We start from the raw sequence: 15,264 nt of genomic DNA, 5'->3' as shown, positions 1-15,264 counted from the left end.
CATGGCTGGTGCCCGATCCCGCAATTTTGCGGGCTGGCCGTTGTTTGCGAACAGTTTCCGGCCCTTCTTCCTGCTCGCTGCGGTCCAGGCCGGACTGTCGATCCTCGTCTGGCTGCCGATGTTCTATGGCGAGTTGTCGGTGACCTCAGCCTTCGCGCCGCGGGACTGGCATGTCCACGAGATGCTCTACGGGTTCCTGCCGGCCGTCATCACCGGGTTCCTGTTCACGGCGATCCCGAACTGGACCGGGCGGCTGCCGATCCAGGGCAAGTCGCTGGGGGCGCTGGTGGTGGTCTGGCTGGCCGGGCGTGCCGCGGTGGCACTCTCCGCCGAGACCGGCTGGGCGTTCGCGCTTCTCGTCGATGCCGCCTTCCTGACGCTGGTCGTCGCGGCCGCAACCCGCGAGATCATCGCGGGTAGCAACTGGCGCAATTTGCCGGTGGTGGTGCTCGTGCTGCTGCTGCTCTCAGGCAATATCGCCTTCCATCTCGAAGCCCATTACGAGGGGGCGGCCGATCTCAGCATCCGCATCGGCATCAGCGTGGTCATATTGCTGATCTCGCTGATCGGGGGCCGGATCATCCCGAGCTTCACCCGCAACTGGCTGGTCAAGTTCAATCCCGGCCGCCTGCCGGTGCCGTTTGCGCGGTTTGACGGCGCGGTGATCGGGCTGAGTGCACTCGGGCTGATCGCGTGGATCGCGGCGCCGTTGACCATGATCACCGGCGTCATCATGGGGCTCGCCGGCGCACTGCACCTGGTGCGGCTGGCGCGCTGGGCCGGTGATCGTACCACGCGCGAGCGGCTGCTCGTGATCCTTCACGTCGGCTACGCTTTCGTGCCATTGGGCTTCCTCCTGAACGCCTTGGCCGGCTTCGGCGTGCTGCCGTCGAGTGCAGGCATTCACGCCTGGATGGTGGGAGCGGCCGGGATCATGACGCTGGCGGTCATGACGCGCGCGAGCCTCGGCCACACCGGGCAGGCGCTGACGGCTTCGCTCGTGACGCAGGGCATCTATGCCGCGATCATCATTGCGGCGCTGGCCCGGGTGTCTGCGGTGTTGCTGCCTGCTCATAGCGATGTGCTGCTGCACATCGCCGCCTGCGGCTGGATCGTGGCGTTCCTCGGCTTTGCCGCTGCGTTCGGACCGCTGCTCGCCGGCAATCCCCGGCGCGCGCTTGCCATCATGGGCGTGCCGGCTGCGGCGCGCTGAAGTCAGGCTGCGCTGGCTGGCAGCATGTTGGCCGGCTGCGCCAGCGGGCGTGCGCCCTTGCGCCAGTCGGTGATGGTGCAGCCGAAGCGGCCGCGGAACCAGCGGGCCATGGCGCTCTGCGCGGAGAAGCCGAGCTGTGCGGCGATATCGGCCAGCGGCCGGCCGGGGTCCTCGATCAATTGGATCACGAGGTCGGCGCGTTGCGCCTCGAGAATGGCCGAGAAGCTGGTGCCTGATGCGGCCAGATGCCGGTGAATGGTCCGCCGGGTGCAGGCGAGATGCTCGGCCACGCGTTCGACCGTGCAGTCGCCGCTCGCGAGCAGGCTGCGCACGACGTCGTCGACCTTCTCCTCCCAGCTCGCCGGCCGGTTCTCGATCGCCTCGATCCGCTTGCGCAGATAGTTCGCGACCAAGGGATGCGCGCTAGGAATCCGCCGCTCCATGTCGTGCACCGACAGCAGTATCGCATCGTCATCCGCGTTGAAGACCACGCGGCAGCCGAAGAAGTCGCGGTAGCGTTTGCGGTCGTGCGGCGGCGGGTAGTGCAGGTGAACTTCCTGCGGCCGCCAATCGCTGCCGAACAGCGACTGGATGATGCGGTGGACGCTGCCGAGCGCGGTGTCGATCGACTGGCGCGGCGCGGTCGGTCGCCGTCCGCGCAGATGCAATCTGACCGTCACGGTCTGCTTGTCCCTGACAATGTCGAGCTTCATGCCCTCATGGTGGACATGGATGAAGCGGGAGAAAGCCTCGATGGCCTCGCCGACGGTTGCCTGTTCGCGCACGATGAGGCCGACCGCGCCGAAATTGGTCAGGCCGCCGCGCTCGGCCAGTCGCAAGCCGAAATCTTCGGCGCCGGAGGCCGCCGCCGACATCTCGAGCAAGCGGCGCAGGCTTGCGACGGGGATGGGCGTATCGGGCTTGTCGAGAACGGCCAGCGGCAGCCTGGCCTTGCGCATCATCTGCCGGGGGTCGAGCCCGACCGACCGGGCGATCTCCGGGTAATAACTCAGGCTTGCGCTGCGAATGAGATCGGCCATGCGACCAGGTCCTGCCGGCTGTTCCCGCAGATGTCCCGAAATGTAAAGTTTCTGTCCCGATCCGTCAAATCGGGGAACAGCGCGGAACATACATAAAGGAAAGCGACGCACCGGCGCGAATGCCGTGCTCATGACGGCGGGGCGCGATGAGGCCCCCGGCCGTCTCGCATGATTTGACCAAGACATTGCTGGATCGGGGATTATGCCGGGGAACATGGTTTCCAAGGGCGAGGTATTCGTCATCGACACCGACGCTGCCTGCCGCGAAGAACTGTCGAACGCGCTGCGGCAGAGCGCCTACGACGTGATCTGTTTTGCCGACGGCGCATCGCTGCTGTCGGAAGCGAAGGCGCGGATACCCGCCTGCGTGCTGCTGGAGATGCCGCCGGATCGCTCCGCCCTCGAGGTGCTCAGGCGCCTGCGCGAGGAAAACTGCATGGCGCCGGTGCTGGTCACTTCGGCGAACGGCAACATCGCCATGGCGGTCGACGCCATCAAGAGCGGAGCTGCGGATTTCATCGAGAAGCCGTTTCGCACCCACGATATCGTCGGCCGGATCAATGCCGCGATCGACGAATCCGCCCAGCCCACTTCGAGGCGGCAGCGCTGGTTGCCCGGTTGCGAGCCCCTGACCGCGCGCGAAGGCGACGTGCTCGCGCTTCTCGCGGCTGGCCTCACCAACAAGGAGGTCGCCCGGCGCATGCATCTGAGTGCGCGCACGGTCGAAGGCTATCGCGCCAGCATTTTGAAGAAAGCGGGCGCACGCAACGTGACTGACCTGCTCCGCCGCATCTACGGTCAGGGCTCGCCCAGCCAGGTCTGACCGCTCGATGTTGCTTGCTGTCGCGGCCTGGTGACGCGTTCCGCGGCCATGGTGCTGCCGCAGCGGCGCCCAATGGAAACCCCAATCGAACCGGTTCCTTCCCTGCCGCGTCTCACCACGATGGTGTGGCACGTTTTCGCGCGTCCGGCTGGCGGCGCGGCGATATCGGCAGGGAGAAATTGATGCGCACGATCGCAAGATGTCTGGCGACGACGAGCCTGGTGCTGGTGACCGCGATGCTGGCGCCGCCCTCATGGGCCGCCGATGTGGATGCCACGTCGGCGATCGACGCCGTCACGGTTTACCCAGACGGTGCCACCGTCACCCGCGTGATCGCGATCGACCTGGCCTCCGGCGACAGCACGCTTGTCGCGAAGGATTTTCCGCTTTCGCTCGATCCGTCCTCGCTCCGCGTCGAGGGCGAGGCGGGGACCAAACTCACCATCGGCACCATCGATGCCCGGCCGCCGCGGGCGGCGCCCCCGGTCAATCTGCCCGAGCTCGACAAGCGCATCGAGGCGCTCAAGGATGAGCGCGCCGATCTGCAGGGCGCGATCGATGCGGCCACCGCACGGCGTAAATTCGCCGAGCGCTTTGCCGAAGCATCTCCCGCCGGCATCGGCGAGAAGGGCGAGGCGCGCCCGATCACGGAGTGGCGGGCGGCCTTTTCCGCCGTGGCCGAGGAAGTCGCAGCCGCCGACACGGCGATCCGCGATGCCGCGCGAAAACAGCGCGAGATCGATCGCCAGATCGCGCAGCTCGAAGCCGACCGATCCGCCAAGCCGCCGAGCAAGCTCGAGGTGCGCATCGATATCGCCTCCGACGCCGCAACGAAGGCCAGGCTGCGGGTCACCTACACGGTTCGCAACGCGCGCTGGCTCCCGCTCTATGACGCCCGGCTCGATACCGGCGCCAGGGACCGCAAGCCTCAGCTCGAGCTGGTCCGCCGCGCCGAGGTGACGCAATCGACCGGCGAGGATTGGTCCAACGTCACGCTCGGTGTCTCCACCGTGCGCATCGCCCGCGGCGGCAGCGTGCCGGAGCTGGGCTCGCTGGTGGCCCAATATCCGCAGGTGCCGAAGCCAACGGCACTCGGCTCGGTTTCGGATCTGGCAAGGCCCGCTCCCGTATTGCGTCAGATGCAGGCTCCATCCTTCGCGGCCAAGCTCGCGGAAGCATCCGAGCCGCGCGAGCGCGCCGATGAACAGCAGGCCGTTGCCGAGATCGGCGACTTCCAGGCCACCTTCAAGATTCCCGGCCGCGTCAGCCTCGGTGCCGCCGAGGGTGCCAAGAGCCTGCGCATCGCCTCGATGAGCGTGCCCGCCGAGCTGGCGGTCCGCGCCGCACCGGTGCAGGACCCCACCGCTTTCCTCGAAGCCAGCTTCAAGCAGACCGACGATATGACGCTGTTGCCGGGCAAGGTCGCGATCTATCGTGATGGCATCTTCGTCGGCCGCGGCAAGCTGTCGGCATCAGCCAGGGACGACATCGTGCGGCTCGGCTTCGGTGCCGACGACAAGGTCAAGGTCGAGCGGGCCGTCCTCAAGCGTAACGAAGGTTCCGCCGGCCTTCTGGTCACGACCTCGAAGACCGACGAGCGCGCCTTCAAGACCACCATCCGCAACGGCCACGACTTCCCGATTCACGTCGCGATCGAGGATCAGCTGCCGGTCAGCGAAAACGAAGATATCGTGGTCGAGATGCTGCCCGCGACCACGCCGCCCACGGCCAAGGACATCCGCGACAAGCGCGGCGTGCTGGAATGGTCGTTCGACGCCAAGCCCGGCGAGGTCAAGGACATCAACTTCGCCTGGCGCGTCCGCTGGCCGAAGGACAAGAGCATGGTGATCGTGCCGTCGGGCTAGGACTTCTTCGCCACGGAGGAAATGCGCTCTCTCTCCCGCCTGCGGGAGAGAGGGCAGGGGTGAGGGCTCTTTCCTCTCGAGGAGTCTTCGTCGTCGAGACACCCTCTCCCCGACTCTCCCCGCAAGCGGGGGAGGGGGAGGACTGTCTTCGTGGTTCGCGCGTTGAGCCGATCTGACTCTTGTGACGGTCGTTCGCGAGCAAACGAGAGAGCTATTCCTTCACCGCGCCTGTGAGCGAAGACACGTAATAGTCCACGAACAGCGAGTAGAAGATCGCAACCGGCAGCGAGCCGAGCAGCGAGCCGGCCATCAGCGCGCCCCACTGGTAGACGTCGCCGGTGACCAGCTCGGTCAGGATCGCGACCGGCACGGTCTTGTTGGCGCCGCTCTGGATGAAGGCGAGCGCGTAGATGAACTCGTTCCAGGACAGGGTGAAGGAGAAGATGCCGGCCGAGATCAGGCCGGGCACTGCCAGCGGCAGCGTGATCCGGCGCAGGATCTGCAGCCGCGTCGCGCCGTCGACCAGCGCGCATTCCTCGAGCTCATAGGGGATCGACTTGAAATAACCGATCAGCAGCCAGGTGCAGAACGGCACCAGGAAGGTCGGATAGACCAGGATCAGCGCCAGCGGAGAATCGAACAGGCCGAACTGCACGACGACGGTGGCAAGCGGAATGAACAGGATCGAGGGCGGGACGAGATAGGCGAGATAGATGCCGAGGCCGACATAGGGGCTGCCGCGAAAGCGCAGGCGCTCGATCGCATAAGCGGCCAGCGTGCTCGCGACCAGCGACAGCGTGGTCGCCCCGATCGCGACCAGCATGGTGGTCCACAGCCAGCGCGGATAGGCGGTCTCGAACAAGAGATGCTTGATGTGCGCCAGCGTCGGCGAGGAGATCCAGAACGGGTTGTGCTCCCGGTAGTTCATCAGCTCCGCGTTCGGTTTGAACGAGGTGATCGCCATCCAGTAGAACGGAAACAGCAGGATCAGCACGAAGCAGCCAAGCGGCAGATAGATCATCATCAGCCGGCGCAGCCCGGAATCCCAGGCCATGGTGTCGGGCGCCGCTTTGGCGTTGGCGATAGTGGAGGCTTGCGCGACGCTGTCAGTCATTGGCCTCTCCCTGCTGCCATTTGCGGCGTGCCAGGCCGAAATACGAAAACAGCGTCGCGAACACCAGGAAGGGGATCATCGACACCGCGATCGCGGCGCCTTCGCCGAGCTCGCCGCCGGCGATGCCGCGCTGGAACGCGAGCGTCGCCAGCAGATGCGTCGAGTTGCCCGGACCACCGCGGGTGATGGCGTAGACCAGCTGGAAGTCGGTGAAGGTGAAGATGATCGAGAACGTCATGACGATGGCGAGGATCGGCATCATCATCGGAAAGGTGATGTAGCGGAAGCGCTGCCACGAACTGGCGCCGTCGAGCATCGCGGCCTCGTAGAGCGAGGGCGAGATGGTCTGCAGGCCCGCCAGCAGCGAGATCGCGACGAAGGGAATGCCGCGCCAGATGTTGGCGGCGATCAGCGAGAACCGCGCCGGCCAGGGCGAGCCCAGGAAGTCGATATTGCTCGATTTCCAGTGCAGCACATCGACCAAGAGATAGGAGATGATCGAGAATTGCGGATCGTAGATCCACCAGAATGCCAGGGCCGACAGCACCGTCGGCACGATCCAGGGCAACAGGATGATCGCACGCAAGAGGCTCTTGAACGGAAAATGGTTGTTGAGCAGCAGCGCCAGCCAGAAGCCGAGCGCGAACTTTCCGAAGGTCGCGATACCGGTGTAGATCACACTGTAGGACACCGCGCCCCACCACAGGGGATCGCTGAGCAGATATTGAAAGTTATCCAAGCCGACGAAGATGCCCTTCTGGCCGATCGTGGTGTCGGTGAAGGCGAGCCAGATGCCGAGCCCCAGCGGAAAGGTGAGGAACACCGCGAGCAGTCCGATCGCGGGCGCAAGACACATCGCGATCAGAAACGGCTTGTAGTCGAACAGGCGAACGAGCCAGTTCGGTTGCCGCTGGGGCAGGACGGGAGAGGAGAGGGTGGTCACGGACATCAGGGCGTTGTCCTGTCGTTGAAGGTCACCACACCCGTCATTGCGAGGAGCCCGCGACAAAATTGCGAAGCAATTTTGCGTTGGTGCGACGAAGCAATCCAGGCTGTAACCGCCGAGAGACTCTGGATTGCTTCGCTTCGCCCGCAATGACGGTTCGCTCTGTTCGATGCTACCTCTGTCGCCTGAAATACCGCTTGCAGCGCTGCTCGGCTTCCGCGGCTGCGGCCTCCGGCGTGGCCGCCCCGGTCGCAACGGAAGCGAACATCTGGATCAGCACGTAGTCGGCGCTGACGGCACCCGTTGCCGTCGAGATCGGACCGGCATAGCCGTCGTAGTAGGTGCTGTTCATGGTGTCCTTGAAGATCGCGACCTTGGGATCACCTTTCCACACGGCCGCCTCCGCATAGGCCGCGAGCGGCTGCGCCCAATAGCCGGAATTGGCATTCAGCCACGGCTCGTACTGGTCCTTCTCCAGCATGTATTGCAGGAACGCCTTTGCGGCGTTGGGATACTGGCTGTGCTTGAACACCATGGCATTCAGCGTCAGGCCCGCCATCGGCGAGACCTTGGCCACGCCCTTCGGCAGCAATTGATGCTCGCTGTCGTCGGCGATCGCCTTGGTCGCCGGATCGTTCTTCAGCGAGAAATACAAAGAGACGCCGTTGGCCGTCAGCGCGATCTCCTGCGCGGAATAGGCGCGGTTGTTGCTGACGTCGTTCCACGACGTCGTGCCGGCGATGAAGGTCGGGTAGAGCTGCTTGACCCAGTTCAGCGCGGCGATGGTCTCCTTGCTGTTGATGGTGACGTTGCCATCGGGGTCGAGCAGGGCCGCGTTGTGCGACCACAGCGCCCAGCTCGCAAAACCGTTGCCGTCGCCCTTGGCGTTGCCGAGCGCGAAGCCCGCCGGCTTGCCGGCCTTTTGCAGCTTCTGGCAGAGGTCGAGGATGCCGGCATGGTCTTCCGGCACCTTGTCGAAGCCGACCGATTGAAGGATCGACTTGCGGTAGATCAGCGGACCTGCGGTCGCGCCGAACGGGAGGCCGATCCAGGTGTCGCTCTTGTTCTTCTTGCCGTAGCGCTGCGCCAGCGGCAGCCAGCCGCCATAGCGCTTGCCGACATAGTCGGCGACGTCGGTCAGCTCGATCAGCTTGTCGACATAGATGTGCGGCGCGTCGGAGAAGCCGATGATGATGTCGGGGCCGGCGCCGGAATTGGCGGTCACCGCGGTCTGCTGGCTGATGTCCTCCCAGCCGACGAAATCGACCTTGACCTCGACTCCGGTCTCCTTGGTGAATTTCGCCGCGTTGGCGCGGAACACGTCCTCGTCGGCCTGCACGAAGCGCACCGGCCGCAGCATGCGCAAGCTTGCGCCCTTCTCGATCGGCAGCTTCGGTGCGGGGACGTCGGCGGCCTTGATTGCGGATTGAGCGTGCGCTGCAACACCCGTGGCAGCGACCGTTGCAGCGGACAGGCCCAGCGCCAAGGCATCACGACGCGTGATGTCGTTCCTCATCGGTTCCTCCCTATGATGTCTCCCTTCCCGGCGTTGATCGCCGGTGAAGGGCCGTTTCAGTCCTTCGGCGCGTTGTGCGCCGGCCGCCTTAGCTGTTCGGGCCGCGATCCATGCTGACGGGTTGCCAGCGGCGGAGCGCGGTGTTCTGCAGCACCGACGGATTGACACAGCTTACCGGCCACATGCCCTGAAGCACCAGTGACAATTCGTAGCCTACGCGCCGCTTGCGCGCTTCGTCGAACCGTGCCGAGGCCGAGGCGACATGGGCGGTCAGCGTCACGTTCTCCATGCCGAGCAGCGGGTTGTTGTGCGAGGGCGGTTCCTTCTCCAAAACGTCGAGTGCGGCATGTGCGATCCAGCCCTCCTGCAGCGCCTTGATCAGGCTCTCCTCGTCGACGGTGGCGCCGCGCCCGGTGTTGATGAAGATCGAACCCTTCTTCATCTGCCGGAAGTGCTTCTCGGTCAGCATGTGATGCACCTCGGGCCGGGCGGGCGCGTGCATCGAGACGAAGTCGGATTGCGAGAGCACCTCGTTCAGCGTCGCCGGGATGACGCCGTGGTCGTACATCAGCGTTTCCTGGATGAACGGGTCGTAGGCCATCATGCGCAGGCCGAAGGGAGCGGCGCGCTTCGCCACCGCACGCGCGACGCGGCCGAACGAGATGAAGCCGAGCGTCTGGCCCATCAGCCGCGGGATCCTCAGCAGCGCCGGCCGGCCCTCCGCCCAGCGGCCGCTGCGCACCATCCTGTCCTGCTCGACCAGGCGGCGGAAGCCTGACAGCAGCAGCATCATGGCGTGGTCGGCGACCTCCTCGATGAAAGTGTCGGGGATGTTGGTGACGGGAATGCCCCGCGCGGTCGCGGCCTTCACGTCGACGCTGTCGACGCCGACCGAGCCGAGCGTGATGACCTTGCAGCTCTCCAGCGCATCGATGATCGATTTGGTGATCGGCATGCCCTTGGCGTAGATCGCATCGGCAGTCCTGGCGGCGGCGATGAACTCCGCCTCGTTGGCCGGCGCCTCGACGATTTCGGCATCGATCGGATCGAGCGCCTCGCGCTCGTAGGAATAATCGCTGCCGGCGACCGTGAAGCTCGCGCCCTTCGGCGTCACCACCCTGTATTTCGGCATGTCCTGCTCCCGATTTGGTTTCTTGTTGTGACCCGGCCTTCTTGGGCGGGCCTTTGCGTCTTTTACGCGAAATCGGCGGCGCCGCGTACAATTCACGGTTGCCGTCGGAGCCATTATTTGCCGTTTTGCTCGGTGTCGTCCGGGCTTCTACGGAGGCCTGTAAGTAACTTGCTAAGGGGTCCGACACTAAAAGTTGATTCAAATCAAAACTGCCTGGCGGTGCATTTCCGCGTCATTCGAGGAGCCCATGGTGAAGTTGAGCAATCTGAAGATCGCCCCGAAGCTGGGCATCCTTGTCGGCGTCACCTTGTTCGGCCTGTGCGTCTCCGGGGTTCTGGCCGGCTATCTCATGAAGCAGGAGATGGTGAACGCTCGCATCGAGCAGGCCAAGGCGATCGTCGACATGGGGCGCAATTATGCCGTTGCGCTGAAGAAGCGGGTCGACGCCGGCGAGATGACGAAGGACGCGGCGATGGCCGATCTTCGGCGCTATGGCAACGCGATGACCTATGACAAAGGCGCCGGCTATCTGTTCGGAACGTCCTACGACGGCATCACGCAGTTGGCGCCAGATCCAAAGCAGATTGGCACGAACCGCATGGAGGTCGTGACCAACGGACGCAAACTGTCCTGGGAATTGATGAACGGTGCGAAGGCCAACGGGTCGATCCTGCTGACCTATGAATACGCAAAGCCGGGCCAGGAAGGGCTGATCCGGAAGATGGGTTACGCCGTGGCCGTCCCCGAGCTCGAGATGTATCTCGGCACCGGCGCCTATCTCGACGACATCGACGCCAAGATGGTCCCGGTCTACTGGCTGCTCGGGCTTGCCATGCTCGGCATTGTCATCGTCGCCGGCAGCGTCGCCTGGATGCTCGGGCGCAGCATCAGCCGCCCGCTGGCGCTACTCGGTATTCGCATGAAGGATCTCGCCGACGGCAAGCTCGAGGGCGACATTCCCGGCGTCGGCCGTGGTGACGAGATCGGCGAGATGGCCGCCACCGTCCAGATCTTCAAGGACAACGCGGTCCGGATTCGCGAGATCGAGAAGAGCGAGGCGGACGCGAAGGAGCGTGCCGCAGCGGAACGTCGCCGCGCGATGGAAGACATCGCCAACGATTTCGAACGCAGCGTCAACGGCATCGTGCGCTCTGTCTCCTCGGCCGCAGCGGGCATGCAGTCGACGGCGCAGTCGATGACTGCGACCGCCAGCGATGCATCCTCGCGCGCGGCAACGGTCGGTGCTGCCTCGCAGAAGGCCTCCGGCAATGTCGGCACGGTTGCGGCCGCTGCCGAAGAACTGTCGAGCTCGGTTGCGGAAATCTCCCGCCAGGTGACGCGCTCGACGGAAGTGGCGAGCCGCGCCGTCAGCGACGCCGAGCGCACCAACGCCACGGTGCAGGAGCTCTCGACCGGCGCCGAGAAGATCGGCGAGGTAGTCAAGCTGATTCATTCGATCGCGGCGCAGACCAACCTGCTCGCGCTCAACGCCACCATCGAGGCGGCGCGTGCCGGTGAATCCGGCCGCGGCTTCGCCGTTGTCGCCTCCGAGGTCAAGGCACTCGCCAACCAGACCGCCAAGGCGACCGAGGAGATCTCCGCGCAGGTGGCGGCGATGCAGACCTCGACCAGCGATGCGGTCGCGGCGATCGGCGGCATCACCCAGACCATCGCCGAGATGAGCGAGATCACCGCCGGCATTTCCTCATCGATCGAGCAGCAGGGCGAGGCGACGCGCGAGATCGCGCGTAACATCCAGTCGGTCGCGGCCGGCTCGAGCGAGATCAACGCCCATATCGGCAGCGTCACCTCGGCCGCGGAAGCGACCGGCACGGCGGCCGGCGACGTGCTGACCAACGCCCGCGAGCTGGATCATCAGTCCGGCGCGCTGCGCAGCGCGGTGGACGGCTTCCTCGCCAAGGTGCGCGCGGCGTAAGATCTTGCGCTGAATTCGTAGGGTGGGCAAAGACGCGGAAGCGTCGTGCCCACCTTTTCATTTTGAGATCGTTGTGACGTCTCGGTGGGCACGCTTCGCTTTGCCCACCCTACGAGACCTGCTTACTGCTTCTCGATCCCGGCGTCCCTGATCAGCTTCTCCCACAACACCAGCTGCTCGTTGACGAACGTGCCGAGCTCTTCGGGCGTGCCGGAAAAGGCGTCCATGCCCAGCGTGGCGAGCTGGGTCTTGATCTCCGGCTTCTCGACGATCTTGCGGATCTCGGCATTGAGCCTGACCACGATCTCCTTGGGCAGGCCGGCGGGCCCGAAATAGCCCTGCCATGACGAGATGTCGAAATCAGGCACGCCCGCCTCCTGCATTGATGGCAGGCTGGGCACCAGCGGCGAGCGGTCCTTGGTGGTGACGGCGAGCGCCCGCAATGCGTTGCCCTGGACGTGCGGAAGGCCGGTCAGGATGTCCACGAACATCATCGAGACGCGCCCGCCCATGACGTCGTTGAGCGCGGGCGGCGAGCTCTTGTAGGGCACGTGCAAGAGGTCGAGCCCGGCATTGTGCGCGAAGGTGGCGCCCGACACGATCGCCGAGGACGAGCCTGAGGCGTAGCTCAGCTTGCCCGGATTGGCCTTGCCGTAGGCGACGAGCTCGGCGACGGTTTTGGCCGGCACGTCCGGATTGACGACCAGCATGAAGGGCAGATCGCCGGTGCGCGCGATCGGCGTGAAATCCTTCACCGGATCGTAAGTCAGGCTCTTGAGCAGATAAGGATTGGCCGAATGCGTCGTGTTGGTCGTCACCAGCAGGGTGTAGCCGTCGGGGGCGGCCTTCGCGACATAGGTCGCCGCAATCATGCCGTTGGCGCCGGCCTTGTTCTCGATCACGATGCCGACGCCGAGCGCCTGCGACAAGTGCTGCGAGATCAGCCGCGTCGTGGTGTCGGTGCCGCTGCCGGCCGCAAACGGCAGCACCAGCGTGATGTTGCGGCTCGGCCAGGTATCGGCTCGTGCGGTGGATGCGGCGGCTAGACACAGTGCGGCGGCGCCGGCGGTGCGCAGAGTGCGCACAAGTGATGACAGCATGGTTGGACGTTCCCTCTTTTTTCGTTGGCGAGGAACCTAGCCGGTTCGCATCAAAGGCGAAAGGCGGCAGCGCGCCGCGTCCGCAGCGCGGAATTATTTCGCGGCGGAGCCCTGGCGCGAGGCGAAGACGACGCCGGCGAGCACCAAGGCGTAGCCGATCAGGTGGAACGGTCGCAGCTGTTCACCCAGCAGCAGGATCGCCATCGCCGAGCCGAATACCGGCACCAGATGGAAGAACGGCGCCGCACGGTTCGGCCCGATCAGCGCGACGCCACGGTTGAAGAAGAGGTAGGCGAGCGTGGAGGGGAAGATCAGGATGTAGCCGAGCGTCATCAGCGTCACGGCGTCGAACTGAATGACGTGGCCCTGCCAGGCCTCCCACACCGCCGTCGGCAGCAGCATCGTGGCGCCGCAGCAGGTGGTGAAGGACAGGAACGACAGCTGGTGGATCTTCGGCCGGCGCGGGATGAAAGCGGAGTAGAGCCCGAAAGCCACCAGCGAAGACGCGAACATGATGTCGCCCCTGTTGAACGAGATGCCGGCCAGCGCCGCGAGGTCGCCGCGCAGGATGATGATCAGCACCCCGATCAGCGAGATCGCGATCCCGGCAAGCTGCGCGGGCGTCAGCCGCACGCCGAACAGCACCAGCGACCAGAGCGCCACGAACAGGGGGCCTGCGGACTGGATCAGCAGCGCGTTCAGCGCCTCCGTATATTGCATCGCCCAGTAGGAGATCGCGTTGTTGAAGGCAAAGCCGACCAGCGACAGGAACAGCATCAAAGGCAGGCTCTTGCGTAACGCCCGCCAGTCGCGCTTCAGATGCGGCCAGGAAAACGGCAGCAGGATCAGGAATACGCCGAACCAGCGGATCGTGGTCACCGTCAGAGGCGGCACATGTGCGCCGACATGGCGCGCGAGCACGATGTTGCCGGCCCAGAACAGCGAGCTGAGGCTCAGCAGCAGATAAGGCTGGTTGTTGAGCCAACTGGCGGGATTGGTGGCCGGTGGCGCAGGCGAAGCAATCGTCATGGGCGTCGCGTGCGACCTTGCGCCGGATTGCCGTCGTGACACAAGTCACGCCGCCGCAATGCTACAATGCAGGCACGACCAGAGGAGGTGCCATTGGCGGTCAATATGTTGAACATTTGGGGTCTCGAAGCGCTCGATCAGCATGCGCCGGTGGTGATGCTGAACCTGATGCGTTTCCATGTGCGCTCGCGCGACGGTGACGGCTCCGGCTGGGACGCCTATTTGCGCTACAGCGCGATCACCGTGCCCATGATCAAGGCGCGCGGCGGCACCCTGCTGTGGACCGGCGAGGCCAAGGCCATCGCGCTCGGCCCGCATGGCGGCAACGACTGGGATTTCGTCGCGCTGGTTTACTATCCCTCGGTCGCAGCGTTCCTCGACATGATGACGTCGGAGGCTTACGAGCGAGAGGCAGATCCGCATCGCCTCAGCGGCTGTGCCGAGCATGTCATTATCGCGACCAGCGAGGCGTACAGCAAATTCAGAATGACCTAGCTCGTCTGCTTCCTTGACGCCACGAACACGCCCGACAGCACCAGCGCGAAGCCGATGAAGTGGAAGGCCTGCGGGCGCTCGCCGAGGAAGGCCATCGCCATGATCGAGCCGAACACCGGCACGACGTGGAAGAACGGCGCGGCGCGGTTGGCGCCGATCAGCCTGACGCCGCGGTTGAAGCAGAGATAGGCAAGCGTCGAGGGAAACACCGCGACATAGAACAACGTGAGCAGGTTCGGTCCGTCCAGCTTCATGACGGGGCGGGCCGATATCTCCCAGATCTCCAGCGGGATGAGGCAGGCCGCGCCGGCGCCGAAGGTGAAGGCGAGGAACGACAGGCCGTGGATCGGCGGGCGTTTCAAGGTCAGCACCGAGTAGAGCGCGAAGATGATCAGAGCGACGATGAAGATCAGGTCGCCCTTGTTGAAGGCGATGTTCGACAGCGTGGTAACGTCGCCGTGCAAGAGGATGATCAGCACGCCGCACATCGAGAGCAGCACGCCGAAGGCCTGCGCCGCGGTGAGGCGGATGCCGAGGATGACCAGCGACCACAGCGCCACGACGAGGGGCGCGGCCGACTGCAGCAGCAGGGTGTTGAGCGCCTGGGTGTGCTCCAGCGCCCAATATTGCAGGGTGTTGAAGGCGCCGATGCCGGTGATCGACAGCACGATCATCAGGCCGAGCTTGTCGCGGATCGCCGGCCAGTCCTCCGCGAGATGCTTCCAGGCGAACGGCAGCACCAGCAGGAAGGCGAAGAACCAGCGCAGGAAGGAGAGCGTCACCGGCGGGATGTGGCCGGCGGCAAGCCGCCCGACGATCGCATTGCCGGCCCAGCACAGCGCGGTGATGCTGAGCAGGAGGTATGGCTGGTTGGCAATCCAGTGGTGGCCGGATGTTTCGGCGTTCGTGGTCTGGCCGGTGGCGGACATTGTGATTGTTGTGGCCCCGCGTCATGCGCCGAGCCTCGGCCCGGCGGATGTCCAGGCCGTCCCATGGCCCGGCACGGTCCAAAGACACGGAAATCGGCTTGATATCAATGGGGCGGTGTGCATCGC

General features: G+C 65.0%; 13 protein-coding genes. 5 read left to right on the top strand and 8 right to left on the bottom strand.

Features of this window, described 5'->3' with window-relative positions; all coding sequences use genetic code 11:
• The first annotated feature begins 1 nt into the window (after position 1).
• A complete protein-coding gene (locus IF809_RS05545) occupies positions 2-1,213 on the top strand; it encodes an NnrS family protein (protein ID WP_128964270.1) in 1,212 nt (403 codons plus the stop codon).
• 2 nt (positions 1,214-1,215) lie between these two features.
• Here IF809_RS05545 and IF809_RS05540 read toward each other — a convergent pair whose 3' ends face one another.
• Entirely contained in the window at positions 1,216-2,253 is a 1,038-nt protein-coding gene (locus tag IF809_RS05540) for an AraC family transcriptional regulator (protein ID WP_128964271.1), read from the bottom strand.
• Between the two features lie 202 nt (positions 2,254-2,455).
• On the opposite strand from IF809_RS05540, the gene IF809_RS05535 reads away from it, so the two are divergent.
• Positions 2,456-3,076, top strand: coding sequence for a response regulator transcription factor (locus tag IF809_RS05535; protein WP_128964272.1), 621 nt, complete (start codon positions 2,456-2,458; stop codon positions 3,074-3,076).
• 182 nt (positions 3,077-3,258) lie between these two features.
• Positions 3,259-4,941, top strand: a complete 1,683-nt coding sequence (locus IF809_RS05530; RefSeq protein WP_462837044.1) for a mucoidy inhibitor MuiA family protein — start codon at positions 3,259-3,261, stop codon at positions 4,939-4,941.
• 211 nt (positions 4,942-5,152) lie between these two features.
• Here IF809_RS05530 and IF809_RS05525 read toward each other — a convergent pair whose 3' ends face one another.
• The 4 genes from IF809_RS05525 to IF809_RS05510 all read right to left on the bottom strand — a co-directional run bounded on the left by IF809_RS05525 (position 5,153) and on the right by IF809_RS05510 (position 9,649).
• The gene (locus IF809_RS05525) at positions 5,153-5,995 is read right to left on the bottom strand and encodes a carbohydrate ABC transporter permease (RefSeq protein WP_373291575.1); all 843 of its coding nucleotides are present in this window, start codon (positions 5,993-5,995) and stop codon (positions 5,153-5,155) included.
• A 52-nt stretch (positions 5,996-6,047) separates the two neighbouring features.
• Positions 6,048-7,004, bottom strand: coding sequence for a carbohydrate ABC transporter permease (locus IF809_RS05520; RefSeq protein WP_462837043.1), 957 nt, complete (start codon positions 7,002-7,004; stop codon positions 6,048-6,050).
• A gap of 169 nt (positions 7,005-7,173) precedes the next feature.
• Positions 7,174-8,517, bottom strand: a complete 1,344-nt coding sequence (locus IF809_RS05515; RefSeq protein ID WP_453982069.1) for an ABC transporter substrate-binding protein — start codon at positions 8,515-8,517, stop codon at positions 7,174-7,176.
• Between the two features lie 88 nt (positions 8,518-8,605).
• A complete protein-coding gene (locus tag IF809_RS05510) occupies positions 8,606-9,649 on the bottom strand; it encodes a C-terminal binding protein (protein WP_164938462.1) in 1,044 nt (347 codons plus the stop codon).
• Between the two features lie 250 nt (positions 9,650-9,899).
• Here IF809_RS05510 and IF809_RS05505 point away from each other — a divergent pair, with 250 nt between their 5' ends.
• Positions 9,900-11,585, top strand: a complete 1,686-nt coding sequence (locus IF809_RS05505) for a methyl-accepting chemotaxis protein (protein WP_128969173.1) — start codon at positions 9,900-9,902, stop codon at positions 11,583-11,585.
• A 122-nt stretch (positions 11,586-11,707) separates the two neighbouring features.
• Here the strand turns inward: IF809_RS05505 and IF809_RS05500 are convergent, their stop codons facing one another.
• Together IF809_RS05500 and IF809_RS05495 are read right to left on the bottom strand one after the other, a co-directional pair.
• Positions 11,708-12,685 (bottom strand): Bug family tripartite tricarboxylate transporter substrate binding protein, encoded by a 978-nt coding sequence (locus tag IF809_RS05500; RefSeq protein ID WP_128964278.1) that lies wholly within the window; start codon positions 12,683-12,685, stop codon positions 11,708-11,710.
• A 93-nt stretch (positions 12,686-12,778) separates the two neighbouring features.
• A complete protein-coding gene (locus IF809_RS05495; RefSeq protein WP_164938463.1) occupies positions 12,779-13,714 on the bottom strand; it encodes a DMT family transporter in 936 nt (311 codons plus the stop codon).
• Positions 13,715-13,819: 105 nt separating this feature from the next.
• Between IF809_RS05495 and IF809_RS05490 the strand changes: the two genes are divergently transcribed.
• Complete coding sequence (locus IF809_RS05490; RefSeq protein ID WP_462837042.1) at positions 13,820-14,209, top strand: DUF1330 domain-containing protein; 390 nt, start codon at positions 13,820-13,822, stop codon at positions 14,207-14,209.
• Here the strand turns inward: IF809_RS05490 and IF809_RS05485 are convergent.
• Positions 14,206-15,138: a DMT family transporter gene (locus IF809_RS05485; protein WP_128964280.1), complete on the bottom strand. Its 933-nt coding sequence runs from the start codon at positions 15,136-15,138 to the stop codon at positions 14,206-14,208. The two genes, IF809_RS05490 and IF809_RS05485, sit on opposite strands and share 4 nt — an antisense overlap.
• Between the last annotated feature and the right edge of the window lie 126 nt (positions 15,139-15,264).

The organism is Bradyrhizobium sp. UFLA06-24 (genome assembly GCF_054967145.1).
This window is presented reverse-complemented; position numbering and strand designations above follow the sequence as displayed.